Annotated in this window: 20 protein-coding genes; 19 read left to right on the top strand and 1 reads right to left on the bottom strand. The window is 66.6% G+C overall.

Annotated features, from left to right (window positions below):
- Positions 1-46 precede the first annotated feature (46 nt).
- The 11 genes from ASD65_RS10825 to ASD65_RS10775 all read left to right on the top strand — a co-directional run bounded on the left by ASD65_RS10825 (position 47) and on the right by ASD65_RS10775 (position 14,020).
- Positions 47-784 (top strand): ATP-binding cassette domain-containing protein, encoded by a 738-nt coding sequence (locus tag ASD65_RS10825; RefSeq protein ID WP_056224745.1) that lies wholly within the window; start codon positions 47-49, stop codon positions 782-784.
- Positions 781-2,736, top strand: a complete 1,956-nt coding sequence (locus ASD65_RS10820) for a YhgE/Pip domain-containing protein (RefSeq protein WP_056222341.1) — start codon at positions 781-783, stop codon at positions 2,734-2,736. The genes ASD65_RS10825 and ASD65_RS10820 overlap by 4 nt, the downstream gene beginning before the upstream one ends.
- Positions 2,737-2,857: 121 nt before the next feature.
- On the top strand, positions 2,858-4,219 hold the full coding sequence (locus tag ASD65_RS10815; protein WP_056224743.1) for a glutamate decarboxylase: 1,362 nt from the start codon (positions 2,858-2,860) through the stop codon (positions 4,217-4,219).
- Positions 4,220-4,305: 86 nt separating this feature from the next.
- A complete protein-coding gene (locus ASD65_RS10810; RefSeq protein ID WP_056222337.1) occupies positions 4,306-5,019 on the top strand; it encodes a hypothetical protein in 714 nt (237 codons plus the stop codon).
- Positions 5,020-5,072: 53 nt separating this feature from the next.
- The gene (locus tag ASD65_RS10805; protein ID WP_156378842.1) at positions 5,073-6,128 is read left to right on the top strand and encodes a hypothetical protein; all 1,056 of its coding nucleotides are present in this window, start codon (positions 5,073-5,075) and stop codon (positions 6,126-6,128) included.
- 4 nt (positions 6,129-6,132) lie between these two features.
- Positions 6,133-7,482 (top strand): hypothetical protein, encoded by a 1,350-nt coding sequence (locus tag ASD65_RS10800; RefSeq protein ID WP_056222330.1) that lies wholly within the window; start codon positions 6,133-6,135, stop codon positions 7,480-7,482.
- Positions 7,482-8,153, top strand: coding sequence for a GAP family protein (locus ASD65_RS10795; protein WP_056222327.1), 672 nt, complete (start codon positions 7,482-7,484; stop codon positions 8,151-8,153). Before ASD65_RS10800 ends, ASD65_RS10795 begins: the two co-directional genes overlap by 1 nt.
- A gap of 1 nt (position 8,154) precedes the next feature.
- Positions 8,155-9,357, top strand: a complete 1,203-nt coding sequence (locus tag ASD65_RS10790; protein WP_056222324.1) for a cation:proton antiporter — start codon at positions 8,155-8,157, stop codon at positions 9,355-9,357.
- Between the two features lie 33 nt (positions 9,358-9,390).
- Complete coding sequence (locus tag ASD65_RS10785; RefSeq protein ID WP_056222321.1) at positions 9,391-11,121, top strand: cation:proton antiporter; 1,731 nt, start codon at positions 9,391-9,393, stop codon at positions 11,119-11,121.
- A gap of 2 nt (positions 11,122-11,123) precedes the next feature.
- Positions 11,124-12,023 (top strand): multidrug DMT transporter permease, encoded by a 900-nt coding sequence (locus ASD65_RS10780; RefSeq protein ID WP_156378841.1) that lies wholly within the window; start codon positions 11,124-11,126, stop codon positions 12,021-12,023.
- Positions 12,020-14,020 (top strand): FUSC family protein, encoded by a 2,001-nt coding sequence (locus tag ASD65_RS10775; protein ID WP_056222314.1) that lies wholly within the window; start codon positions 12,020-12,022, stop codon positions 14,018-14,020. Before ASD65_RS10780 ends, ASD65_RS10775 begins: the two co-directional genes overlap by 4 nt.
- A 50-nt stretch (positions 14,021-14,070) precedes the next feature.
- Here the strand turns inward: ASD65_RS10775 and ASD65_RS10770 are convergent, their stop codons facing one another.
- On the bottom strand, positions 14,071-14,874 hold the full coding sequence (locus ASD65_RS10770; protein WP_056222312.1) for a tyrosine-protein phosphatase: 804 nt from the start codon (positions 14,872-14,874) through the stop codon (positions 14,071-14,073).
- A 314-nt stretch (positions 14,875-15,188) separates the two neighbouring features.
- On the opposite strand from ASD65_RS10770, the gene ASD65_RS10765 reads away from it, so the two are divergent.
- The 8 genes from ASD65_RS10765 (at position 15,189) to murQ (ending at position 26,603) form a co-directional block, all read left to right on the top strand.
- Entirely contained in the window at positions 15,189-17,267 is a 2,079-nt protein-coding gene (locus tag ASD65_RS10765) for an ABC1 kinase family protein (RefSeq protein WP_056222309.1), read from the top strand.
- Positions 17,268-17,762: 495 nt separating this feature from the next.
- Positions 17,763-19,289, top strand: coding sequence for an ABC transporter substrate-binding protein (locus ASD65_RS10760; protein ID WP_162248494.1), 1,527 nt, complete (start codon positions 17,763-17,765; stop codon positions 19,287-19,289).
- A gap of 5 nt (positions 19,290-19,294) precedes the next feature.
- Positions 19,295-20,248, top strand: a complete 954-nt coding sequence (locus ASD65_RS10755) for an ABC transporter permease (RefSeq protein ID WP_056222303.1) — start codon at positions 19,295-19,297, stop codon at positions 20,246-20,248.
- Positions 20,245-21,129, top strand: coding sequence for an ABC transporter permease (locus ASD65_RS10750; protein ID WP_056222301.1), 885 nt, complete (start codon positions 20,245-20,247; stop codon positions 21,127-21,129). Before ASD65_RS10755 ends, ASD65_RS10750 begins: the two co-directional genes overlap by 4 nt.
- The gene (locus tag ASD65_RS10745) at positions 21,126-22,811 is read left to right on the top strand and encodes a dipeptide ABC transporter ATP-binding protein (RefSeq protein WP_156378840.1); all 1,686 of its coding nucleotides are present in this window, start codon (positions 21,126-21,128) and stop codon (positions 22,809-22,811) included. Before ASD65_RS10750 ends, ASD65_RS10745 begins: the two co-directional genes overlap by 4 nt.
- Positions 22,808-23,824 (top strand): hypothetical protein, encoded by a 1,017-nt coding sequence (locus tag ASD65_RS10740; protein WP_056222298.1) that lies wholly within the window; start codon positions 22,808-22,810, stop codon positions 23,822-23,824. The genes ASD65_RS10745 and ASD65_RS10740 overlap by 4 nt, the downstream gene beginning before the upstream one ends.
- Positions 23,821-24,726, top strand: coding sequence for a MurR/RpiR family transcriptional regulator (locus ASD65_RS10735; RefSeq protein WP_056222295.1), 906 nt, complete (start codon positions 23,821-23,823; stop codon positions 24,724-24,726). Before ASD65_RS10740 ends, ASD65_RS10735 begins: the two co-directional genes overlap by 4 nt.
- Entirely contained in the window at positions 24,723-26,603 is a 1,881-nt protein-coding gene (gene murQ, locus ASD65_RS18790) for an N-acetylmuramic acid 6-phosphate etherase (RefSeq protein WP_082561701.1), read from the top strand. The genes ASD65_RS10735 and murQ overlap by 4 nt, the downstream gene beginning before the upstream one ends.
- Position 26,604 lies beyond the last annotated feature (1 nt).

Here is a 26,604-nt window from a genome sequence, read left to right as displayed (position 1 = left end):
GGCCGCTATGGCCGGCGTCGGGACCGGGGAGAGAAAGGGAGCAGTCTTGCGAGCATCCACGAACACCGAGTCGAATGTCGCAGTCGGTGACATCCTGCTGGAGGCGAAAGGGCTCAGCGTCGACGCCTCCTGGGGACACATCTTCGGTCCTGTCGATGTGACCGTGCGCCGTGGCGGGGTGACAGTCCTCGTCGGTCAGGGTGGGCGCGGGCGCACCGCGCTCCTGCTCACCCTTGCCGGTCGGATGAAACCGACGGACGGTTCGCTGTTCGCATTCGGCGAGCGGCGCGGTGCCCAGCATCTGTTCGAGAACGCCACAGTCGCATTCATCAATGAGGTGGACGGCATCCAGCAGACGATCAGAGTGAGCGACATCGTGACGGAGCAGATCCGCTGGTCGGCCCCCTGGTACAGCTGGGTGACTCCCGCGACAGACGAGGATCTTGAGCGCATCTGCCGCCCCGTCTTCGGTGACCTCACGTTGCCGAGGATGGACGCGATGGTGGAGGAGCTCCCCGAACTGACCGCCGCGCTGTTCCGCATCGCTGTGGCCAATGTCCGCAAGCCCGCCCTGCTGGTCGTCGGCGGTGTCGACAACCTGAACAGCATCGCCGCCTCGCGCCATTTCCTCGATCGGCTGATCGTGCTCGGCAGAGAGCAGACCGTGATCACCGCAGACGTCAACGGTGTGGAGTTGCGGGACGGCATCCGCGAGGCGATCGAGGTCCCGAATCTCACGGACCGCGAATTCGCCGTGCTCGAACGAGAGGCCATGTCCGCATGATCGCCGCATTCACTCCCGGCAGCGACTTCAAACGCTACTACCGCGGGCGGATGCCCCGGCTCGCTCTCGTCGTCATCCTGGTCATGCCGTTGCTGTACGGCGCGCTGTACCTGTGGGCGTTCTGGAACCCGTTCGGCAACGTCGACAAGCTTCCGGTCGCCATCGTCAACCTCGACGAGGGCTACAAGATGGAGGGCCAGCAACTCGACGCCGGCACGGATGTCGTGTCGGGGATCATCGCCTCCAAGCAGCTCGACATCATCGAGGTCGGTGAGGACGAAGCTGTCTCGGGGCTGGAGCACGGCCACTACTCCTTCACCGTCACGATTCCTGCGGACTTCAGCGAGTCGATCGCTTCCGCGGCGTCGGGCAACCCCCGCCAGGCGCAGCTGATCTTCACCTATAACGACGCGAACAACTATCTGTCGTCTGTCATCGGTCAGGATGCCGCCGCCGAAGTGATCAACCAGGTGACCGCTCAGGTGAGCGAGCAAGTGTTCACCGCGGCGATCACGGGGATCAAGGGCGAGTTGCCCACGATCCGCCAGGCCGCGGCCGGCGTCGAAACGCTCAATGCCGGCATGGGTGAGCTGGATGCCGGCGCGCAGCAATTGGCTGCGGGCCTCGTGACGGCGCAGGAGGGTTCGGCGACACTCGACGGTGCTGTCGACCAGCTGGTCGGCGGCGTCGACCGGGCGATCGCCGAGGCTGAGGCGGCGCTCGCGAGGGATGGCCTCACCAGCGACGACATCCGGTGGATCATCCAGTCCATCGAGAACAGCACGGATGCTCTGGCCGATGCCCTGAACGGCATCGCCGCGGCGAACGACCGTGCTCACGCGCAACTGCAGGGCATCATCGATGCGCTCAACGCGAGCGGCGATCCGGTCCAACAGGACATCGCTGCCCAGCTCGAGGACGTGCAGCGCCAGATCGAGCAGAGCGCGGTCGGCGGCGACGTCATCGCGGTGTTCGACAGGCTTCGGGGCGACGTCAACACCCTGGCTGAGGAGTTCGGCAACCCGACCAGTCGCGTGAACGTCATCCTTCGTTCCATCGAGAGTGGCGGTGTCCAGTCGGCGCTGAACACGGTGAAATACGATGCCGATCAGCTCGGCAGCGGCATGGACACGCTCGCCAGTGGTCTGGTGCAGCTCAGTGACGGCGCCGGCAAGCTCGCAGCGAACACCCCGTTGCTGCTCGCCGGGACGACGGAACTGGCAGACGGTGTCGAGTCCGCTATGTCGCTCATCCCGAACTTCAGCAGCACCGAACAGGGCAACTTCATCAAGACCCTCGCCGACCCCGTCGTGATGAAGGAGGTCACCCACAACGAGGCGAAGACGTTCGCTTACGGATTCGCACCGTTCTTCTTCGGCCTGGCGCTGTTCGTCGGCGGAATCATCGCGTGGATGCTCTTCACTCCGTTGCTGGCGCGTCCGCTGGCTCAGGGCCTCGGTTCGTTCCGCGTCGTCCTGGCGTCGTACGCACCCACGCTGTTCATCGGGTTCATCCAGGCCACGATCCTCTACCTCGTGGTGGGGCTCGCGCTCGGTATGGAGTACGCGAACCCGGCGGGAACGTTCCTGTTCATGCTGCTCATGGTCGCGATGTTCCTGGCCATGATCCAGATGTTCAATGCGCTCCTCGGCCCGGCGGTCGGGCGTGTCCTCACCCTGGCGTTCCTCATGGTGCAGCTGACGTCCGCGGGCGGCATCTATCCGGTGGCGGTGACGTCGGTGCCGTTCCAGTACATCCATTGGATCGACCCGATGACCGCGACCGTGACGGGGCTCCGCTTCATGATCCTGGGCGGTGCGGACTACCGGTTCTGGGTCGCGACCGCCACGATCGCGGGGCTCACGATCCTGTTCCTCGCCGTCTCAACGTGGGCCGCGCGCCGGAACCGGCAGTACAACATGGACCGCCTCTATCCCCCCGTCGAGGTCTAGAAGGGGGCATCCGCAAGACAAGTCTCGACATCCCACCTACTCCGCCTATCCGCGCCAACACATAGGAGCGAAAGTGACCATCAACACCAGCAAGGCTCGTCAGAGCACCAACATCGACCCCATGCTCAGCGTCAACCCGGTCTTCGTCCGCCCGGGCGAGGCGACCGAGTTCGACAAGTTCAAGCTGCCCGCGGGGCCGAGCCTGCCCTCGACCGCCTACCAGATCGTTCACGACGAGGCGATCCTGGACGGCAACTCGCGCCTGAACCTGGCGACGTTCGTCGGCACCTGGATGGACGACGAAGCCCAGAAGCTGTACCTCGAAGCCGCCGACAAGAACATGATCGACAAGGACGAGTACCCCGCGACGGCGGCGATCGAAGACCGCTGCTGGCGCATGCTCGCCGACCTGTGGCACGTTCCCGACACGAACGACACGATCGGTACCTCGACGATCGGTTCCTCCGAGGCATGCATGCTCGGGGGGCTTGCTCTCAAGCGGCTGTGGCAGGAGAAGCGCAGGGCGGAGGGCAAGTCGACGGAGAAGCCGAACCTCATCATGTCCGCGGCCGTGCAGGTCGTCTGGGAGAAGTTCTGCAACTACTGGGACGTCGAGGCTCGCTACGTGCCGGTCAACCCTGACCACATCATCCTCGACGGCTACAACCTCGAGGACTATGTCGACGAGAACACGATTGGTGTCGTCTCGATCCTGGGCCAGACCTTCACGGGACTGTACGACGACACCGTCGCGATCTCGAAGAAGCTCGACGAGATCCAGGCCAAGACGGGTCTCGATGTCAAGATCCACATCGACGGCGCATCGGGCGCGATGGTCGCTCCGTTCTGCCAGCCCGACCTGGTGTGGGACTTCCAGCTCGACCGCGTCAACTCGATCTCGACGTCGGGGCACAAGTACGGCCTCGTCTACCCGGGTGTCGGCTGGGTCGTGTGGCGCAACACCGCAGTCCTGCCGGAGAGCATGATCTTCCACGTCAGCTACCTCGGCGGTGACATGCCCACGCTCGCCCTCAACTTCTCCCGGCCCGGTGCGCAGGTTCTGTTGCAGTACTACCAGTTCCTCCGCCTCGGCTTCGAGGGGTACCGAGAGGTGCAGCAGAACTCGATCGATGTCGCCACCTACCTCTCCAGCGAGATCGCGAAGATCGGTCCGTTCGAGCTGATCAGCAAGGGCGACACGATCCCCGTGTTCGCGTGGGTTCTCAAGGACGGCTATACCGACAAGTGGAGCCTGTACGACCTCGCCGATCGGCTGCGGATGAAGGGCTGGCTCGTGCCGGCCTACCCGATGGCCGACGACATGGCGGATGTCGTGCTCCAACGCATCGTCGTCAAGGTCGGGCTCAGCCGCGACCTCGCGTCGGCGCTGCTGTCGGACATCAAGGGAGAAGTGGCGTTCCTCGACTCGCTGCAGACTCCCCTGCCGGACACCGCGAGCAGCGGCTCGCACTTCCACCACTGATCGAACCCGTTGAGGGAGGGCGCCGCGCGCGGCGCCCTCCCCGCACCCCAGACGGCGGTGCCTCGCACAGACTCGGAGCGCATGAAATGACCGCCGAAGCAACCACCATCGACCCGCCACGGAGACTCTTCGTGCCGACCCTGACGAAGCAATGCTGGGGCTTCATGATCGGGTCCGCATTCTTCGCCGTCGGCTCAGCGCCCGGATTGAGCACCGCTCTCGGGTCGAGCGTCTCCAACATCCTCTTCTTCATCGGTGCGCTGTTCTTCACCACCGCCGGGCTCATTCAGCTCTTCTTCAGCGGAGCCATCGCGGTCAAGGTGTCATACCCTCCCGGTCGCATGGTGCGCGCCGAATGGCTCACCGCAGCGACGCAGACATTCGGGACGCTGATGTTCAACGTGAGCACGACGGCCGCGCTGCGTGCCAAGACGATCACCGCGGAAGAGCAGTTCGTCTGGAATCCGGATGCCGGAGGCTCCGTCGCCTTCCTGGTGAGCGGCTGCCTGGCCTTCATCGCCTATGCACACGTCGCGAACGTGTGGGATCTGCGGCCCCGCGCGTGGTGGTCGGTGTTCATCAACTTCGTCGGATGCGTCGCCTTCGGCATCTCGGCAGTCGGTTCCTACATCCTTCCCAGCGGCAGTTCCTACAACGATTCTCTGGCCAACAACGGCACATTCATCGGAGCGATCTGCTTCCTGCTGGCCTCACTCATCGTGCTTCCGTTCTGGGATCGCAAATCGCACCGGACGTCGGCATCGGCGGTTTTGGGTGACGACGAAGTCGTCGTCAAGTGATGTCGGCTCTGTCTGGGCGCTCGACGGAGAGCGAGCCTGTACTGGCACTCACTGTGGCTGCCCGTGAAACCGCTGGTCGTCGTTCGCTTGATGACGAGTCGTTCGCGCTCACGCTGGGGGCCTTCGCCTTCGCGATCTCCGCAGCAGTCGCGGCGTTCGTCTTCTGGGGGCGCGAGCTCCCCATCGATGGTCGGCACTCGCTCGGCGACTTCACGGCGATGGCCGGCGCCGTCGCGGCGGCCGTCGGGTTCGCGATCTCGCGGCTTCTTCCGCGCCGTGCCGCGGCGGCTGACCCCCAGGATGCCGAGGGCGCGAAGTACCGCTGGTTCGACCTGATCGCGCTGTCGGCGGCCCACGGCGCGATTGCGCTGCTCGGGTGGATCGGCGTGGCGACGATTCTGGAACACAGTTTCGTCGGCGCGACGGTGTACGCCTCGCCGGCCGTCGCTCTGGCAGCGACCGCGACCGCGCTCAGCGCCTACCTCTCCTTCTTGAGCGGGGCGGCATTGTCTCCCCGCCACCTGTCCCTTGTGCTGGCGGTGTTCCTCGTCGTGGGAATGGTGACGGCAATGCTGAGCTCGACCGATCCGCTGTGGTGGCAGATGAACCTGTCCGCCCTCGGCATCACGCATGACATCTCGTCGCTGACCTTCAATGTGACCCTCATCGTGTCGGGTGTCCTGGTCACGACGATCGCGCGATTCGGGACGGCATCGCTGCCCTCCGCGACCGTGCTGGATCGGCGCCGCCGCGGAGTCATGCGCGTGCTCTTCGTGCTCCTCGGCGCTCTTCTCGCCTGTGTCGGGATCTTCCCCGTCGATCGGTTCTTCCTCATCCACAACACCGTCGCCACGGGGATGACGGTCGCCTTTGCGGCGCTCGTCATCGGTCTGCCTTGGCTCGTCCCCTCCATGCCCAAGGTCTTCGTTGCGCTCGGCTTCGTGTATGTCGGGGTGATCGTCGTCCTCGCCGTGCTCTTCGCCGTGGGCGTCTACAACCTGACCGCCGTCGAGCTGGTGTCGGCGCTCCTGATCTTCAGTTGGATCATCCTGTTCCTGCGCAACGTGCATCCGGGTGGACGATCTCTCCGAGAGGGCGCTGATGGTTGACGCGATGGATGCTGAGGTTCTCACCGCCCGGCTACGCACGCTCGAAGCACAGAACGCGGCCCTCGTCCGCGAGGTCGAGCGTGACCAACCGCACGGGGGCTGGTGGCGATCGGTCGCCTCGGCGCTGGTGATCACGATCGCTGCGATTCTCGTACCGGTGTCGATCGCCGGTGCGTGGGCACGCGTGCAGCTCGTGGAAGAGGAGGCCTTCGTCTCGACGCTCTCACCGGTTGTGGACGACCCCGCCGTGCAAGCGCTCATCATCGATGAGACGATGTCGGCGGTTCGCGCGCAGGTCGACTTCGCAGCGGTCACGGATGCCCTCTTCGACGGAATCGCCGAGCTCGGTGTGGGAGCACGCGCGAACGACGCGCTCGACCTTCTCCGCCAGCCCGCTGCCGGCGGCCTCGAGAACCTCGTGGCTACGGGCGTGACGACCGTGGTCGAATCGGATGCGTTCTCCGAGGTCTGGACGATGGTCTTGCGCGGCGCGCACCGCGCCTTGACCCTGGCCTCGACCTCGGACGGTGGCGGGATCGTGGTGCTCTCCTCCGAGGGACTCGGCATTGCGCTGGGGCCCCTCGTCGAGAACATCAAGGACAGCCTCTCCGAACGGGGAGTGGGGGTGGCTTTCCTCATTCCCACTGTGGACAACGTCATCATCATCGGCAGCGGTGAGAGCCTCATCGCGATCCGCACCGGCTACGCGATCGCGGATGCGATCGGCTGGTGGCTCCCGGTGATCGCCCTCGCGCTGTTCGCCCTCGGCATCGCGTTGGCACGTCGTCGCAGCGCGGCGGTGCTCGGTGCCGGTCTCGGCGTCACCCTCGGTGCTGCATCGCTGGGCGCGCTGCTGTCGCTGGGCTCCTTCGCCGTCGCGATGGTGGCCGCCGAGCTCGCGCTCTCGCCGAGCGCGCTCGCCGTCATCTATGCGCAGCTGGTCGAGGACATGCAGCAGACCGCGTGGATCTTCGCCCTCCTCGGCCTCGCGGTCGCCGCCATCGGCTGGTTCATGGGCCGTTCGCGCGCGGCGCGTCGTACGCGGATGACGCTCGACTCCCTCAACGCATCCGCTCGACGATCGCTTGTCGAGCGGGGCCTGCAGACCGGCGGGTTTGGTGAGTGGCTCGGTCGTCATCGGGTCGCGGTGCGTGTCATCGTCGCGATGCTGGGCGTGACGTGGTTGTTCGCGCTGCGGCCCCTCAGCGGTGGCGACATCGTGCTCGTCATCGTCGTCGCGCTGATGGTGGGGTGGATGCTCGAGCTCCTCCAGCGTCGGCCAGACGAGATCGAGGTCTTCGATGATCTGTCAGGCGAGACGGCTGACGCACAAGCGATCGCGAAGGTGAGCTGATGCTCGCCGTTCTCGCCGACCTCCTCACGCTCGGGATCGCCATCGCCATCAGCCCGCTCGCGATCGTCGCCGTCATCCTCATGGCGACGGCCGGTAAGGGGCGGACCAACGGCACCGCCTTCATCCTCGGGTGCTACACGTTCGCGATCGTGTTCGTCGGCGTCTTGGTGCTCTTCGGCCGCTCAGCGGGAGCGGAGGACCCCGATTCGGGTCCGCACATCACTATCGACATCATCGAGATCGTCCTCGGCGCAGGATTGCTCTTCCTCGCCGTCCTGCAATGGCGCGGCCGATCCTCGCACGAGACTCCGAAGTGGATGGCGAGCCTGGACGGACTGACCGTCTGGAAGGCGTTCCTGGTCGGCATCGTGATCTCGGGGCCGGCCTCGCCCAAGGATCTTCCTCTGCTCATCGCAGCCGGGGGCCGCATCTCGCAGGCGCCGCTGCCGGTGGAAGAGATCGTCGCCGTCATCCTGATCTTCGGGGCCATGGGAATCCTGGCAGCCGCGATCCCGTGGGTCATCAGCATCGTCTCGCCGAGCAAGGTCGAAGTAAGGCTCTCGGGCATGCGCACGTGGCTCGTGTCGAATCACGCCGTGATCATGACTGTGCTGTTCGTCGTTCTCGGTTTCAAGCTGATCGGATCAGGGATCGCCGACCTGGCGGGGTGACATGGAGTCGGCACTCTTCGTGATCCCCGCGTTGGCGGTACTCGCCCCGCTGCTCGCGCGCGGGCTCTCGCCGTGGCTGCGTGTGCCTGTCGTCGTCTTCGAATTGGTGCTCGGCATCGTCGCGGGGCCGAGCGTCCTGGGCTGGGCGGAGCCCTCCGTCTTCATCGACACCCTCGCGGCGCTCGGACTCGCGATGCTGTTCTTCGTCGCCGGCAGCGAGATCGAATTCGGATCCTTTCGGGGACGCACCGGCCGCAATGCCGTCCTCGGGTGGCTCATCAGCATCGCGGCGGGCCTCGCGATCGGATTCGTGCTCGCCCCCGGTGACGCCGCGGTCATCATCGGCGTCGCGCTGTGCTCGACGGCTCTGGGCACGCTTCTCCCGATTCTCCGAGATTCGGGAGACCTGCACACACCGTTCGGACGGACGGCCGGCGCCGTCGGCGCGGTGGGCGAGTTCGGACCCCTCATCGCGATCTCCGTGTTCCTCGGCGCGCGCGACCCCGGCCCCGCGACGTTGGTGCTCGTCGCATTCGGCGTGATCGCGGCGATGGCGATCTGGCTGTCGATCACCCTGCCCCGCGGAGCGATGCACCGCTTCGTCAACTCCACCCTGCACACGTCGGGGCAGTTCGCGATTCGGGTCGTGTTCTTCGTGCTCACCGCACTGCTCGCACTGAGCATCGCGCTGGACCTGGACATGCTGCTCGGCGCGTTCGCGGCCGGTGTCGTCTGGCGTCTACTCATGCGGGATGCCGAGCAGGCGGACCGTGCCGCCGTTGACAGCAAGGTGGAGGCTGTTGCATTCGGCTTCCTCATTCCCGTCTTCTTCGTCTACACCGGCGTGACATTCGATCTCGCCGCGTTGCTCGCCGACCCCGTGCTGTTCGTCTTCGTCCCGTTGACCGTGGTCGTGCTGCTGGTGGTTCGCGGCATCCCATCGATGCTCGCTGCGCCCCCGGATGCCACGTGGCGAGAACGAATCGCACTGGGACTCCTCGGGGCGACCGGGCTGCCCATCATCGTCGCGGCGACGGCGATCGGAGTCGCGAGTGGTGTCCTTCCTTCTGCGGTGGCATCGGTGCTCGTGGCAGCGGGAATGCTCTCGGTGCTCTTGCTTCCGCTGATCGCCATGGGTCTGAAGGGTGCGCCGCGGGTGTCCGTCGCAACCCATGAAGGCTCGACGCAAGGACAACGCGCGTGAGCTGTCGTCCTGCCCGCGACAAGAGGCGTCGGAATGTCGGCTGAACTGATCCTGATTGTGGTCGTCGCAGTCCTCGTGATCGTGTTCGCCAACTCTCTCTCGAGTCGAACCGGCGTTGCCGGCCCGCTGATCCTTGTCGCCATCGGGGTGGGCGTGAGCCTCATTCCGTCAGTATCGGCCGTGTCGGTGCCGCCCGAGCTGATCCTCATGGGAGTGCTGCCGCCACTCCTCTTCTCCTCTGCGGTCTCGGCGCCGGCCATCGAATTTCGTCGCGATTTCGTCGCGATCGGCGGGTTGTCGGTCCTGCTGGTCATCATCAGCTCTCTCGTGCTCGGGCTCGTCTTCTTCTGGGCGATCCCCGACCTCGGCTTTCCGCTCGCGGTCGCCCTCGGCGCGATCCTGAGCCCGACGGATGCCGTCGCGACATCCATCGTGCGAAAGCTCGGGGTTCCTCGACGCGTCGTCACCGTCCTCGAGGGAGAAGCGCTGCTCAACGACGCCACCGCGCTCGTGCTCCTCCGTACGGCGATCGTCGCCGCGGCATCCGGGTTCTCGTTCCTGGCGACACTCGGCGACTTCGCGTGGGCTGTCGTCTCGGCGATCGTGGTCGGCGCCGTCGCGGGTGTGATCGCGCTGCGGCTGCGGGCCTGGACAACCAGTGCGACCGCCAACACGGCACTGGGCCTGACGATCCCTTACATCGCCTATGTGCCCACCGAAGCTCTCGGCGGCTCCGGGCTGGTCGCGGCCGTCGTGGCCGGCGTGGTGTGCGGCCAGGGTTCGGTCCGCTGGCTCACTCCCGAGCAGCGCATCTCGGACAAGCTCAACTGGCGCACGATCGAGTTCCTTCTCGAGGGAGCCGTCTTCCTCGTCATGGGGCTCGAGTTGTGGGGCATCGTCGAGAGCAACCTGGCCGCCGACGAAGGGCTGCTCAAGGGCATCGCGATCGCGACGGTCGCATTCGTCGTGCTCGTCGTCGTGCGTGCCGCCTATGTCTTTCCGATGCTCCGTGTTCACGCCATCCGCGTGCAGCGCTCGGTGCGCAAGCGCCTGGTTGCCAGCGGCGTTGCCTCGCAGCATCCCGATCCCGATACCGCCGGCCATCCCCGGCGCGCGGCACGACCTTCCACATCTTCGGCCGCACGCCGGAGGAAGAGCAGAACGCGCATCGGACGGATGAACGCCGATATCGACTACTTCGACGCGTCGCCCCTCACCTGGAAGCACAACACGATCATCGTGTGGGCGGGCATGCGCGGGGCCGTCACCCTCGCGGCCGCCCAGACCTTGCCGCGCGACACCCCCGACCGCGACCTCCTCGTGTTCATCGCGTTCCTCGTGGCTGCGGGGAGTCTTCTCCTGCAGGGGCTGACGCTTCCGGTTCTCGCTCGTCTTCTCGGTTTGCGCAAGACCGGTGCCAGCGGTCCACCGCGCGAGGAGATCCGCGCGATCGACGGGCAACTGCGCGACGCCGCCCAGGCCGCGATCGACGGTGGAGCGTTGGTGCGCGCGGACCGCCAGCCGTTCTCGGAGGGGCTCTACGCGCTCCCGGGGTCGCGGTTCGTCGCCCCGCTCGCCCCCACCGATGGCTCGGACGCGCCAGAAGCTCTCGAATTCGAGCTCGCACTTGTCGCGGTGATGCGAAGTCGGCTGCACGAGCTCGGCCGGTCGGGACGCCACAGCACCAGCGCTCTTCGGTACGTCCTCGACGAGCTCGACGCCTACGAGATCAGCGTGAAGCTTCACCTGGAAAGCGAGAAGTGACCGTGGAACTGAGTTCAGCGCCCCTCGTGGGAATCGCGTTGGCGATCGGGTCCGCGGCCGCTCTTGCCGTCGGCAATCTGTTGCAGGCGCGCGGGGTCCGGGCGATGGAGGCGGGAGCGGCACGCGGAGTCGACGGCTCCAAGGCGATGAACCTCGTGCGCAATCACATCTGGCTCCTCGGCGCGGTCCTCCTCGGCGCTGCCGTGCTGCTCCAGATGGGGAGCCTCGCGTTCGCGCCGCTGATGGTCGTCCAGCCGATCGGGGTGGCGGCCCTGGTGTTCACCGCACTCTTGACGGCGATCTTCGCGAAGCGACTGCCGTCTCGCGCGGTGGTGTGGGCGATCGCGGTGTGTGTCATCGGCGTCGCCGGATTCGTCACGGTCGCCGCTCTCGTGAGTACGCAGCAGGCCATCACCGCCGGTCAACTCATCGATGTGCTCATCGTCCTGGCCGTTGTGTTGCTCACGACAGCGATCGTCTGGATATTCGGACGTCATCGTCGCACGCCGCCGGTGACGTGGGTGCTTCTCGGCGGCATCTACTCGGCGTTCGTTGCGACGCTCGGCAAGACCGTCATCCTGCGGGTGCAGTCGGCACTGCAGGGCGGCGGTCTGAAGTGGGATGTCGAGAACCTGCTGACCATCGGGTGCATCATCGGCATCGGCATCGCGGGCTTCCTCTCGATCTACTTCGTGCAACGTGCGCACGCTGCGAACCGCCCCGAGGTCGTCATCGCCGGCCTCACCGTGGTCGACCCCGCCATCGCGGTGGTGCTCGGTATCGGGATCCTCGGCGAAGCGAGCAGTGCCCCGCTCTGGGCATTCTTCGCGTTTGCGGCAGCAGGGGCGGTTGCGATCGGGGGAGTGTTCGCGCTGTCGAGTGCGGAGAGCCGCAAGGAATGACTCCCCTGCGCCGGGCGGTCGACGACAGCGAAGCGTGGGCGCGAGCACTCGTACGCACGACTCCATCACGGGTGCAGTGGGACCGTGTCGCGCTTGCGGCTGTGGGGATCACCGCACCGGTCGGGGTCAGCCTTCTTCTCGCACCGCACAACGATGCTGCCATCGGCGCCGGGGCACTGGCATCGATGGGTGCGCTCGTGGCCACAGCGATGGATGTCGGCGCCGCCGGTATCGAGCGCGTCCACCGAATGGTCTTTGCATCATTCATGGCCGGGTTCGGCTTCGCTCTCGGCACGGCGGTCCATGGGCATGCAGCGCTGACGGTTGTCGCTGTGATCGCCGCGACGCTCCTCTCCGGCGTGTCCGGCGCGATCAGCGCGACGGTATCCAAGTCCGCCGTCTACTTCTTGATGTTCGCCGTGACCGCGGCCAACGCCGACTTCGGACTCGCCTCGCCGTGGATGGCGCCCCTCATCTTCTTCGTCGGCGCAATGTGGCGCGTATTGCTGACGGCGGTGGCGGCCGCGTATGCGGGGCGCGCGTTCGCACCCGAACGGCAGGCAGTCGCCCTCGTCTACTCCGCACTTTCCGACCAGCTCGTGGCCGAGGACGCGGCGAGCCGTGGCGCGGCGGGTACGGCATTGACGAAGGCACTCAACGACGCGTACGACGTGCTGGTCGCCTCGCGCACCGACATCGCTGCGCATGATCTGCGATGGCAGAGGCTGGTGGCTGTGCTCAACGCCTCTGCCCCTGTGGTGGATGCCGTGATCGCGATGGCTGAGGAGGGTCGTACAGCGGAGAACGAGATCGTCCTCTACCTGCGCGGCGTTGCGGGCTGGGTCACGGATCCCGCGCGGACGCGTCCTCGCCTTCCTCCCCTCGCCCACGGACCTGAGGGGGAGGCGGCGCTCGGCGCATCGCTGCGTCACCTGGCCCGCGTCATCGGCAGGGTGGCCTCGGAGGGCGGCCGGGCCGTCGACGACGTGGAACTGTCGCTCCCGTCCACACCGTCCGCTCTCTCGCGGTTGCGTGCGGCGGGGCGTGCACTCACCACGGGCACCGAGCTGTGGAACTCGATTCTGCGGCTGGTCCTCTGCATGACCGTCGCGCAGGCGCTCTGCCTCGCCTGGCAGATCGAGCGCCCGTACCTGGTGATGCTGACCGTCGCGCAGGTCATGAAACCGGACTTCGGATCGGTGTTCGGCCGGGCCGTGCAACGCGGGGTGGGCACGCTGATCGGTGTGGCCATCGGCTCGCTCGCCGTGGCGCTCATACCGCGAGACGGCTGGCAGGTCCTCATCATCCTGCTTCTCGCGGCCAGCATCCCGATCGTCATGCCGCGCAACTACGGCCTGTACTCGATCGTCACCACACCGCTCGCGGTGCTCCTCGTGGAACTCCACGTGAGCAGCAGTTCCGGACTGGTCGAAATCCGTCTGCTCGACACGCTCCTCGGATGCGCGATCGTCCTCCTCCTCGGGTACCTGCCGTGGCCCCAGACATGGCATGCCCCTCGGCACTTCGCTGCACAAGTGGGTGAACTCGCTCGATCGCTGAGCTCCTACGCCGACGTCGCGATGCGCCACCCTGATGGCGCGGATCGCGCGACGGCGCGCCGAGTGGTCTATCGCCGCATCTCGGACGCTCGCACCGCGATCGCCAAGTCGCTCGCGGAACCCCCCGCGATCAGTGCGGCGACGGCATCCTGGCTGCCCGAGATCACTGCGTTGGAGCGGGTCACGGATGCCGTCACCGCCGTCGCGACCGAGACCGCGGCATCGGGGGTGTCACTGGATGCGCACGCCGTCGACGCCGTGTGCGCGGCACTGGACGATCTCGCGGATGCCGTCACCACAGGAAGGGCGCCGGCCGAATTGATCGTGCCGCCGGGCGCGCTGGACGAAGTCGTGGGCGAGTTCGTGACGGCACGGACGACTCTCATCGAGCGCAGGAAGGGTGCCACGATGCATCGATCCAGGAGTGATCGCGCCTGAGCCTCACTCGCGCTGTCTCCGCTGGACGGGATCGAGGCTGCGGCGCGGTGTCAGCCGGCGAGGCGTGCGCGGAGCGCGGCGAGCTCGGTGTCGGTGAGCCCACCGGAGCGCAGGTAGCCGGCGGTGCCGTCGAATCCCGCGTCGACCCACGCCAGCGCCTGCTCGATCGCCTCGGGCGGTGTGCCGGTGGCGAGCGTGCGCAGGGCGGGCGTGACCGGCAGACCGAAGGAGGCGACCATGTGGAGGATCCCGTCCGCCCACGGGCCGGCGAGATTATCCTGCGATGCCGCGTAGTCGGCCACGATCGCCGCGCGCTCGACTCCTGCGACATCGAGCATCAACGCCGTCGCGACTCCTGTGCGGTCCTTCCCCGCGGTGCAATGCACCAGCACGGCGGTCGGGGCGTCATCGGTGGAACTGCCCACGAGGCGGGCGACCTCTGCGAACGCGGGGGCGCCGTGCTCCAGCATCCCGACGTACATGTCGCCCAGTGAAGGGATCGACGCCAACGCCTGGGCGACAGCGTCGGGGGACGGAGTTGTGCCCCCACCGATCAGCTGCTTCATGGTGTCCGCCATCGCACCCTCCAGGATCGAGAGGTCGACCGTGCGGAATGGCCGGGACGTGGGAAGCCGATCCGGCGCCGACCGCCGCTCCTCGGCCGTGCGAAAGTCGACGATCACTCCCAGGGGAGTGGCGGCGAGCGCATCGAGTCCGGCCGGCGTGAGGCCGCCGAGTGCGTCGGAGCGGAAGAGCACTCCCGCGTTCGACTCCCCGCCGGTGACGAGCGGCATCCCGCCGGTGTCCCGGAAGTTGTACAGGCCCTCGACGGTGGTGGTCGAAGTGTGGGACATGATTCCTCCGGAGCGCTCGGTGAGTCGACGTCGAGCCGGTCCGGACTTCGCGACTTCGCGACTTCGGCGAACGGCTCACCACAGTGTGCCAAGCGGGTGCCTTCTGCGCCGGGCGCCCAGCCAAAGATCACCCGGGCCGTCACCTGGGGCTCATGCCGCCGTCGAGGAGTGTGCGATTTGGTGCTCACGAACACGGGTGACACGAGGGTGACCGCGAAGGTGGGCAGGGAAGTGCGGCCCGGGTGAAACCCTGTGCCCTGCGCCCCTCGGCGCGGTGGCGCCGCGTTAGGGTCGGGGCTTCACCGGGAGGTTCCATGTTCGAGGCCATTGGCACTGTACTGCTCGGCGCGATCTTCGCCCTCTGCGCGACCTGGGTTGCGCAGCACGTGCTCGGCACGGCCATCGGCTGGGCCCGTGCACTCCTCTTCGTCGCCGTCGTGTACGCGCTCACCGTCCCGCTCGTGCGCACGGCGCTCGCCGCGGGCGACGTGATGGTCGACGGGCAGTTCGCGGTATCCAGCCCGATGGGCGTCGTGTTCGTCGCTGTCGCCCTCGGCTGGCAGTTCGCCATCGCCGTGACGGTCATCATGATCTCGGAGTTGTTCTGGCCGTCGGGCCGCGGCTGGCACCCGATACGCGCAGTGAAGGGGATGCTGCGCCGTCGCAAGCGGATGCGCCGCTACCTGCAGACGCTGAGAATCGCCTCCAAGCACGGTCTCAGCCTGTACAGCGACCATCGGCGCGGGGAGGACCAGGATGTCCCCGCTGCCGTGGTGGCGGCAATGAACGAGGCCGGACCGACGTTTGTGAAGGTCGGTCAAGTGCTCTCCACGCGCGACGACATCCTTCCGACCGAGTTCACCGACGCTTTTGCCACTCTGCAGATGCAGACCACTCCGCTGCCCTGGGACGACGTCCGCGCCGCGATCGAGACCGAGCTCGGCGGACCCCTCGCGGAAGCCTTTGAATGGGTCGACGAGACGCCGTTGGCCGCGGCGTCCCTCGCCCAGGTGCACGTGGCACGGCTGCGCGCTCCGGCCGGTGCGGCGGAGGGGCCGCGCGTGGTCATCAAGGTCCAGCGACCGGATGCGCGCACTTCGGTGCTCATCGACTCCGACATCATCGTGCGCCTCGCCGCCCAGGCGGAACGTCGGGCGTCCTGGGCTCGTGCCTACGGGCTCAGCGCACTCGCTGGGGAGTTCGTGCAATCGCTCAAGGAGGAGCTGGACTACCGCATCGAGCTGGCGAACACCCAGCTGCTTCGCGACACTCTGGCGCGGTCGAGTGTGAAGTCCATCCATGTGCCGGACGTGTATCCGGAGCTGTGCACCGAGCGCATGATGGTGCAGGAGCTGGTCGAGGGCGTCCCGTTCTCCAAGCTCGACGGCTCGCTGCCTGCGGCGATGACGGATGCCGCACCCGAGCAGCGCACTGACGAGACAGACTTCGCCGTGCGCGACGTGACCGGGGTGGTCTCGCTCACACGGCCGCAGCCGCTGCCGACGGCGCGCGAGATCGCCGACACGCTGGTCGACACCGTCTTCGAGCAGGTGACCGTGCGTGGAGTGTTCCACGCCGACCTGCACCCGGGCAACATCATCCTCCGGGCCGATGGCGGGATCACTCTCATCGACTTCGGATCGGTCGGCGTCGTGGAGCGGAGCCTGCGTCGGGTGCTGATCGCGATGATGTCGGCGATGGGGGCAGAAGACGACATCGCGCTGACGGATCTCCTGCTGATGATCGCCGGTCAGCCCACGGACGGCCCGGACATCGATCGGCCGGCGCTGCAGCACGAGATCGGCGTCGTCCTCACGCGCGTGCACAACGGACGCACCGATGCCGGGATCTTCCGCGAGGTCATCGACGTGCTGCGACGACACGAGTTGTCGCTTCCTCCGGCCCTCGTCCTGGTGTTCCGCACCATCGCGTCGCTCGAGGGAACGCTGCGGCAGCTCGTTCCCGACTACGACATGGTCGACCAAGCCCTTGCACGCACACCCCATTTCCTGCGTCTGACGATCAACTCGCAGGAGATGTTCGCCGACGGCCGCGTCCAGCTCCAGGTCATCGGTGAACAGCTGAGGCGTCTCCCACGCCGCATCGAGGTGATCGGCTCTCAGCTCGAGAACGGCACCTTCGGACTGAACCTGCGCATGTTCCGCGACATCCAGGAACGCGGGTGGATCGGGTCGCTCGTCGGGCAGCTGACGACGGCTCTGGTGGGCGTGTCGCTGGTCGTCACCGCGGTGCTGCTCATGGTCTCCGGCGGCGGCCCTCAGCTCACTGAGGACGTGTCGCTCCTTCCGTTCCTGGGGACGGTGGTCGGCCTCGCCGGCATGCTCCTCGTGCTGAGGTCGCTCCGCACCTCGCTGATGCGCACGCCACACTGAGTGCCGGGAGCGCCAGCGCACGGGTGGCGAGACGAGTTCGTGATGTCGAAAGAGCGGGCGACACCAGCATTCGCTCTCCGGGTATGCCGCGGTGCGTCGACAGACGAACCTGCGCTGCATCTGTCAGCTGTCTACAAGCGTCAACGACCCAAGGTTGAGTCGTTGCCACTCCGGCTTGTTCGCCACGCGAACTGGTAGTACTCGCGGTGGCCGAGATCGCTGGCGGCTGCGACGTCCGCTAAGACGATCGCTTTGCTTGTGAAGCCGCAAAGCGGACCCTGGGTCCGCGACGCTGACGGGGCCCTCGAACGCTCAGTGAATAGCTCCGCGTTGACGTCGCTCAGAGCCTCGTTCCAACTACTTGTGTGAAAATTTCACACAAGTAGTTGACGGGCGGTAGATAATTTCACTATGGTTTCGTCATCCCGACCTTCCCGAAGGAGCCTGAGTGTCATGACCGTCCCAATGCCCACATCGCGGCGGTTTGCCGCCCGCATGGCTCGAGCGACAGCCGTCGTCGCCGCGACCGCGCTCGTGCTGACCGGCTGCGCCGTCGCGCAAGGAACTCCCGGTGATAGCCCGGCCGCCTCGAGCACGCCCGTCCCGGGCGGCGTGCTCACCATCGCCGCCGCTGCCGACGCACAGCCCCAGTTCGCCATGGCCAATCGCGCCGGCAACTGGTCCTGGCGGCGCCTCGTCTTCGACTCGCTGATCCAGCTCAACGAGAACTCTGAGCCGCAGCCGTTGCTCGCCACGGACTGGTCCTACAATGACGACCGGACAGAGTTGACCCTGACTCTTCGGGATGACGTCGTGTACCACTCGGGCCGCGCCTTCACAGCAGACGACGTCGTCTTCTCGCTCCAGCAGGTGCAATTGCCGGCGAACGCTTCGCAGCTCGCGGCCGTGGCCAAGAACATCGCATCCGTCGCGGCGACCAGCGACACAGAAGTGGTCATCACGCTTTCGGCCGCCAGCGACAGCATGTTCGATCTCCTCGACCTCACCCCGATCGTCGACAGCGAGACCTGGGCGCAGGCTGCGGACGGCAAGAACATCGTGGGTACCGGTCCCTTCACGTGGGAGGAGTGGGTGCCCGGTGCATCCCTCACGCTCGAGGCGAACGACGACTACTGGGGCGAGGACGGCCCCTACCTCGACGAGGTCGACATCTCGATCATCCCCGACAGCACAGCCCTTCAGTCCGCGCTGAAGGGCGGGGCGGCGGACCTCGTCATCGGGATGGCCCAGAGCGATGTGATCCGCCTCGCTGACGACACGGAATACGTTCTCCAGAACGCCGGTGGCGTGTTCTATCCCTTCGGCATCGACGTGGAGCGCGCACCGTTCAACACCCCCGAGGCCCGTCAAGCCCTCGCATACGCCATTGATCGTGAACGAATCAGCGACCAGGTCTTCGGCGGCGACGCGATCATGACCGACCTGTGGTGGACCCCGGGGAGCCCTGGCTACCCGACGGATCTCGCGGAGCACTACTCCTACGATCCCGAAAAGGCGAAAGAACTGCTCCAGGCTTCGGGAACCGCCGGTGCCGACCTCACGATCACCTATGCCAACCTTCCGGTAATGAAGAGCCTCTTCGAGATCGTCCAGAACAACCTCACCGAGGTGGGCCTCAACGTCACCGCAGAGGCGCTCGATGTTCCCGACTACGACAAGCGCCAGGTCGAGGGCAACATCGGGCAGTCGTTCCTTCTCCTGCACGGCATGGTCGGGTTCTCGGCAGCGACCCTCATCGATGCCATGCCGTCGATCCGGACGGGAAACCCCTCGCATTTCACCACTCCCGAGTACGACAAGCTGAAGGCGGGTGTCCGTGCCGCAGACGACAAGACGCGAGAGAAGGCGCTGACCGACCTGAGCAAGTACATGCTCGACCAGGCGTTCAGCAACATCATCGCCGTCGCACCGCAGTACCACGTCAACAGCGCCCGGCTTCAGGGCATCGATGTGGTGTCGCTGGGCAGCGTCGTCGCGACTGACGCCTACCTCTCGGAGTAGACATCGTGGTGACGTATCTGGTCCGGCGGCTCCCGTCGATCGCCTTCCTGCTTGTCGCGGCGTCCATTGTGGCGTTTGCCTTGCCGCGGATGGCTCCCGGCGACCCGGCCGTCGCGATCGCCGGACCGGATGCGTCACCCGAAACGCTCGATCTCATCCGCACCGAGATGGGACTCGATCGGCCGTTCATCGCTCAGTACTTCGCTTGGATCGGCGGAGTGCTGGTCGGCAACCTCGGCATGTCGTTCACGACTGGAAGGCCCGTCGCGGAACTGATCGGCGTGCGTCTGTCGAGCACCTTGGAATTGGCGATCGTCGCCGGAATCCTGATGGTGGTCATCGGTATCGCGTTGGGCGTTGCGACGGCGACGGCCCGCCGACCCTTCGTCCGCGGAATGCTCGACGCGGCGAATTCGGCTCTGTTGGCGGCACCCCCGTTCTTGACAGGTCTGTTCCTCATCCTGTTGCTCGGGATCGCGGTGCCGGTCCTGCCCGTCTCGGGGGAGGTGAGCCTGCTGGAGGACCCGGTCATCGGGATCCAGTACCTGATTCTCCCCGCGCTCGCGCTCGCTCTTCCCCAGGCAGCGACGGTCGGCAGACTGGTCGCCACGTCGATGCGCACGACCTCCAGCGAAGACTTCGTGGACCTCGCGATCGCCAAGGGAGTCCCGCGGCGGCGGGTGGTGCAACGACACATCCTGCGCAACAGCATGGGACCGGCGCTGGTCACCATCGGTCTCCGCTTCGGCGAACTCTTGGCCGGCGCGATCGTGGTCGAGGCGATCTTCGCTCGACATGGCCTCGGATCGCTCGCCGTGTCGAGCGTCCAGACTCGCGACTACCTGGTCGTTCAGGTCCTGATCCTCGGCGCCGTCGTGATCGCTGTGCTCATGCAACTGCTGACCGACGTGGGCGTCGCCACCCTGGATCCTCGCATCCGACTGGGAGAATCCGCATGACCGTCACAGATCGCATCGCCCTCGCCGGGCAGACTCCCGCCGTTGAGGCGATGCGTGCGCGTCTGCTCATTGCGCGCTACACCCGTGCGCTGCGGACCCCGCGCGGTCTCGCGGGATCGATCATCCTCGGCATCCTGATCATCACGGCAGTTGCAGCGCCCCTCCTCTTCCCCGGCGGCTACGACGTGCAGAGCCGTGATGCCCTTGCGCTGCCGACGCTCGCGGCACCATTCGGAACCGACGAGGTCGGCCGCAACATCTTCGTCCGCGCAGTCTTCGGCACGCGCACGGATCTGTCCCTCGTCGGCGTCGCGATTCCGATTGCAGCGGTCCTGGGGACCCTGTTGGGGCTCATCGGCATCATCAATCGGACCGCCGGCAACCTCGCGCAGAGGCTATTCGACCTGATCATGGGCTTTCCGTCCCTGATCCTCGGAATCTGCGTCACCCTCGTGATCGGTCCGGGATGGCTCGCGCTCGTCTTGGCGATGACGATCTACGCGCTGCCCGCGTTCGGTCGACTCTCGCGCGCGACTCTTCTCTCACAAGAGCACCGCGACTATGTGTCCGCCGCACGCATGCTCGGTGTCACCAAGAGCAGGATCATGGCGCGCCACATCCTGCCGCATACGCTCGACACGATGATTGCGCAGATGGTTGTCGCCGCCGTCGCCGCGATCTTCCTCGAATCCTCGCTCAGCATCGTCGGACTCGGCGTTCAGCCGCCCGAGCCGTCACTCGGCGTGCTGCTCAACAGCGGTGCGAGGTACATGGAGGATCAGCCCTTCTACGTGCTCGGGCCCGCTGCCGTGCTCTTCCTCCTCGTCCTGGGCTTCAGCCTTCTTGCCGATGCCGTGACCAGCAAGGACCTCCCCGCATGACTGCCGTCGACACCCGCCACGATCTCCTGAGCGATCCCGCGGAGTCTTCCATCGATAGCCCCCTGCTCTCGATCCGCGACCTGCGGGTGGCATTCGGAGCGACGGAGGTCGTCCACGGCGTCGACATCGACGTCCGCCGACGACAGGTGATGGGACTCGTGGGCGAGTCGGGCTCTGGGAAGACGGTGACAAGCCGAGCGATCATCAATCTGCTCCGCCCGCCTGGACGAGTCACCCGAGGCAGTATCCGATTCGCGGGCAAGGAGCTGGTCGGGCTGCCCGACAAGGATTGGGAGAGTATCCGTGGTAACCGCATTGCGATGATCTTCCAGGACCCGCTTTCAGCGTTGAATCCCGCCATGCGAATCGGTGCGCAGGTGGCCGAGACGCTCGAAGCACATGGGGTGGCTGGTGCGGCGGCGCGTGCGCGTGCCATTGAACTCCTCGACCGTGTCGGCATCCCCAACGCGAAGGACCGATACCGGGCCTATCCGCACGAGTTCTCCGGCGGGCAGCGTCAGCGTGTTGTCATCGCCGCCGCGCTCGCGAACAACCCGGAATTGATCATCGCCGACGAGCCGACGACGGCACTGGACGTCACTGTCCAAGCCCAGATCTTGGCGCTGCTCAATGACCTGCGACGCGACTACGAGCTCGCCACGCTCTTCATCACGCACGACCTCGGAGTCGTCGCCGAGCTCTGTGACGATGTCACGGTGATGCGTCGTGGGCATGTCGTCGAACAGGCGCCCGCCGCCCAGCTCTTCACGACGCCAGGACACGAGTACACGAAGCTTCTGCTCTCGGCAGTTCCACGGATCGACGCACCGGCGGCCGCCTCTCGCGATCCGCAGCACACGGTGCCGGCCCTCGTCGTGAGCGACTTGCGGGTGGACGTCACACCCGGCCGGGGTCTGTTCCGACGCAACCAGCCCACCTTCGCCGTAGACGGCGTCTCTCTCGAGGTCTTCCCCGGGGAAACCCTCGGCCTCGTCGGGGAGTCCGGCTGCGGCAAGTCGACGCTCTCGCGCGCCATCGCCGGACTGCTGCCGTCGTGTGAGGGCACGATCACGGTAGACGGTGTAGACGTCACCGCCCGTCGCATCGGGGATACCTCGAGGCGCCAGCTCCAGTATGTGTTTCAGGACGCGGCGGCCGCCTTGAACCCGCTGAGGTCCCTTCGCCAGTCGCTCGAGGAAGCACGGGCGGCCGCACCTAGCGACGCCAGCGCCCCGACGGCCGCGGAATTGATGGACCTTGTCGGGCTGGATCCTGCGTGGCTGGATCGCCGGCCCGGCACGCTCTCGGGTGGTCAGCGCCAGCGCGTCGGAATCGCCCGTGCTCTTGCAGCCGGCCCTCGTGTTCTGTTGTGCGACGAACCGGTCTCCGCCCTCGACGTATCCATCCAGGCGCAGATCATCGCGCTGCTGAGCAGACTCCGCGACGAACTCGGTGTCGGCATCCTCTTCATAGCGCACGATCTCGCCGTCGTGAAGCAGTTGAGCGATCGCGTGGCGGTGATGCAGAAGGGCAGGATCGTCGAGACCGGGCCGGTGGCCGACGTCTACCTCCGACCCCAGCACACGTACACCCGGCAGCTTCTCTCGGCCTCGCCGATCCCCGAGGTCGGTGCCGCACGAGAGGCGGCCCTTCAGGCTCGCGCCGGCTGGGGGAACGGATGACCGCTCCGCTGCCCGCCCGCCTCGCGTATCTGCGTCCATCCACGCTCGCGGGCTGGAGTGGTGCGATGAAGGACGGGTGGTCAGCGGCCGCAGCTGAACGTGGGATCAGCGGCGTGATCACCAAGCTCGACATCATCGACGATGACCTCAAGGCGGCCACCGCGCGTCATGGTCTCCACGTGGTCGGATCGTTCGCGGCCTACTCCGACCATGCCGGCAGCGCGATGGCCGTTCCCGTGCGTCCGACCGGACGGGACGGGGGCGAGCTGACACCCCTCGAGTGGTACCGCGGTATCGTGCCCGGAGACCCGACCTTCGATACCGCGCTTGCGGCGAAACTCGCCCGAGATCTCGATTCGTCGGGGGTAGAGACAGTGTTCCTCGACTTTCTCCGGTGGCCGGGACATTGGGAGACCGAGTCTCGCAACGGAGGTTCGCCACGCCCTGCGTCTTTCGACGACGGCACTCTCGCGCGGTTCGCCAGTTGGCTGGGAGTCGATCGAATCGACCGTGTCCAGGTGTCAGAGCACGCGGCGGCGTGGGATGAGTTTCGTGTCCACGCCGTCAACGAGACGGCACGCCGCCTTGCGGAAGTCGGTCATCGCAGGGGAGTCCGAGTGGGCGCATTCCTGGTTCCTTTGCCTCATCGCGAGCGTCGCGCACAGTATGGACAGGACCTGAGCGATCTCGCCACTCACCTCGATCTCTTCGCGGTGATGTCCTATCAGCAGATTGCAGGGCTCGACATCGGACGCACGCTCGATCTCACCGACGAGGTGAAGACGAAGACCGGGAGGCAAGCCGTCGCGATGCTGCAGACCTCCACCGACCCGGCTCTCTCAGGGGGGTGGGACTGGGGCCCTTCCCTAGCCCCCGACACCGTGGTCGCCCGGGCGACGCTCCTGGAACAGGCTCGGCGCGAAGGCCGGGTCGACGCGATCTGCTGCTTCCCAGGGGAAGCACCCATCCCTGATTTCCTGCATGCTCCACCCTTGGAAGGAATCGTCCAATGACGACAGACACAGCAACCACTCCCGATCTGGTCGAGCTGATCGCCATGCGTTTGGACTCGCTATCGACGGCAGAGCGCGCAATCGCCGAGACGATCCTCGAAGACCCCGCCGCAGCTTCGGAGAAATCGATCGGCCAGCTCGCGATCGCCTCCGGAAGCTCCGAGGCGACAGTCACCCGGTTCTGCCGCACCATGGGGCTGCGAGGCTACTCGCACCTGCGACTGCGCCTGGCCGTCTCCGCAGAACGTCGCCGCGGAGACGAGGAAGCCGAGGGCGGGATGGCGATGCTCGGCGACATCGATCCTGGAGACCCCATCTCCGAGATCCTGCGCAAGGTGTCGTACGCCGACACTCGTGCCGTAGAGCTCACCCTCGCTCAGCTGGACACCGATGTACTGTCCGCGGCAGTGGAGCGGATCGCGTCGGCACGGCGCATCCTGACCTTCGGCGTGGCTTCGTCTGCAACTGCCGCGATCGACGCGGCGACCAAGCTGACCCTGTCGGACTGCGGCGCTACGGTCGTCCATGACGTGCACGGTGCACTGATGGCATCGACGCTGCTGGGGGAGCAGGATGTCGTCCTGGCCTTCAGCCATTCCGGTCGCGCGAAGGAGGTCTTCGACGTCCTCAACGCTGCGCGACTCCAGGGCGCGACGACGATCGCCGTCACTTCAGACCCCGCCTCACCGGTTGCCCGAGCTGCAAGTCACGTCCTCCTCACCGCCGCGCGGGAACTTCGCTTCCGAAGCGGTGGGGTGGCCTCACGGATGGCGCAGCTTGCGGTGGTCGACGCCATCTTCGTGCTGCTCGCCCACCGTCGCTTCGACGCTTCAGTGAATGCCGCCGACAAGATGCACGACGCGGTCTCGCACCACGTCATCGGTTCGGAACGGAGCAAGTGACGGTGGATCAGCTCATCTCGCCCGCACCGGCGCCGCCACCCACGGAGCGGCGGTCGCTACGTTCGACAGAGATCGACCGGATGACGAGCCAAGACCTTCTCGCTCTGATCAACGACGAGGACGCGACGGTTCCTGCGGCGGTGCGCGCGCTGCTTCCGGCGCTTGCCGGTGTGGTCGACCACGCCGTTCGAGCAATCGAAGCGCGGGGTCGCATCCACTACTTCGGTGCCGGGACGTCCGGTCGCTTCGGCGTTCTCGATGCTGCCGAGGTACCCCCCACCTACGGCATCTCGCGCGACCTCGTCGTCGCGCATATGGCCGGCGGCGACAGGGCGATGAGCGAGGCCGTCGAGGATGCCGAAGACAGCGAAGAGGCCGGCGCCCAGGAAGCCCGCGACAGCGTGGGGCCGATGGATGTCGTCTTCGGTCTCGCGGCCTCGGGCCGGACGCCCTACGTCTCGGCGGCGTTGCGCGAGGCGCGGTCTCTCGGCGCTCGCACGGTCGCCATCACTTGTAACCCGGATGCGTCGATCGCGGAACACGCAGACGTGCACTTGTGCGTCGAGACCGGACCCGAGGTCGTGACCGGGTCGACACGGATGAAAGCTGGAACAGCCCAGAAGCTCGTTCTTCATTCATTCTCGACCGCGCTGATGGTCAGACTGGGACGAACGTACTCCAACCTGATGATCGATGTCGTGCCCACCAACAAGAAGCTGCGACGGCGAGTCATCCGGCTGCTTCGCGAGGCATCGGGCGCGTCCGATGCTGCGGCGACAGAAGCGCTCCACGAGGCCGCCGGCGATACCAAGGCGGCGCTGGTCATGCTGCTGACCGGATCAGATGCGGTAACGGCGCGCGCCCACCTCCTCGAGGAGCATGGGGACGTTCGCGCCGCGGTCCAGAGCGGGCGGGTCAAGGAACGTCCTCGCACCCCCGGGTCGAGCTGGGTCGGCGTGGACATCGGCGCAAGCGGGTTCCGCCTGGCCGTCCTCCAGGGTCAGGACGCCGCCGAGGATGACGGCGGCCGCTCGCGGCCCAGCATCAGCGGGGCCGCTGTGGAGGTCGACTCCGTACTCGACGACCTTCGACAGAGAATGGGCGTGTTGCGCCAAGACGGTCTCGGCGTCGACGTCGACGCCGTCGTGGTCGGACTCGCGGGAGCCACCTACTTCCGCGGAGGCGCGTCGGAAGTGGCCGAGCTCGTGCGTGCCGTGACGGGCGCGCGGTCGGTGTCGATCGCGTCGGACATCGTCCCGGCATTCGTCGGTGCGGTCGGACTCAGGTCGGGTGCCGTCCTCGCCGCCGGCACCGGCGCGATCGCCTTGGGGACCGACCTCGACACCGTCTTGCGACGCGTTGACGGACTCGGTCATCTTCTCGGGGACCATGGCTCCGGTGCATGGATCGGCCGCCGCGCCCTCGAGGCCGCGACCGCGGATCGAGCCGGCCGCGAGCTCGATTCGCCGTTGCTCGCCGAAGCGCTGCGCTCCCGCTTCGGGGACGTAGAACAGCTCATCGCACGGCTCTACGGCGGCCAGGACCGTTCGGCCGTCCTCGCATCCTTCGTGCCCGATGTCGTGGCAGCGGCCGAGGAGGGCGACACGGTCGCCTCGGCGATCCTGGATGCGGCGGCCGAAGCGCTCGCCGGGACTCTCTCCGCCGCAATTGCGGACATCGATGGACCCACAGCCGCAGTCGGGGGTCTTATGCGACCGGGATCTCCGCTCCGTGTCCGGCTCGAAGACCGCATCGATCTCGAACCTACTTTGGCGAGTCCGGCGTTCGGTGCGGCCATGCTCGCACGAGCCTTGCGCGCCGGGCAACTCTCACCGATTCTCTGGACCCAACTCGATACCTTTGCCGAAGGAATGTGAC

Source organism: Microbacterium sp. Root61 (assembly GCF_001427525.1).
GTDB lineage: Bacteria > Actinomycetota > Actinomycetes > Actinomycetales > Microbacteriaceae > Microbacterium.
This window is presented reverse-complemented; position numbering and strand designations above follow the sequence as displayed.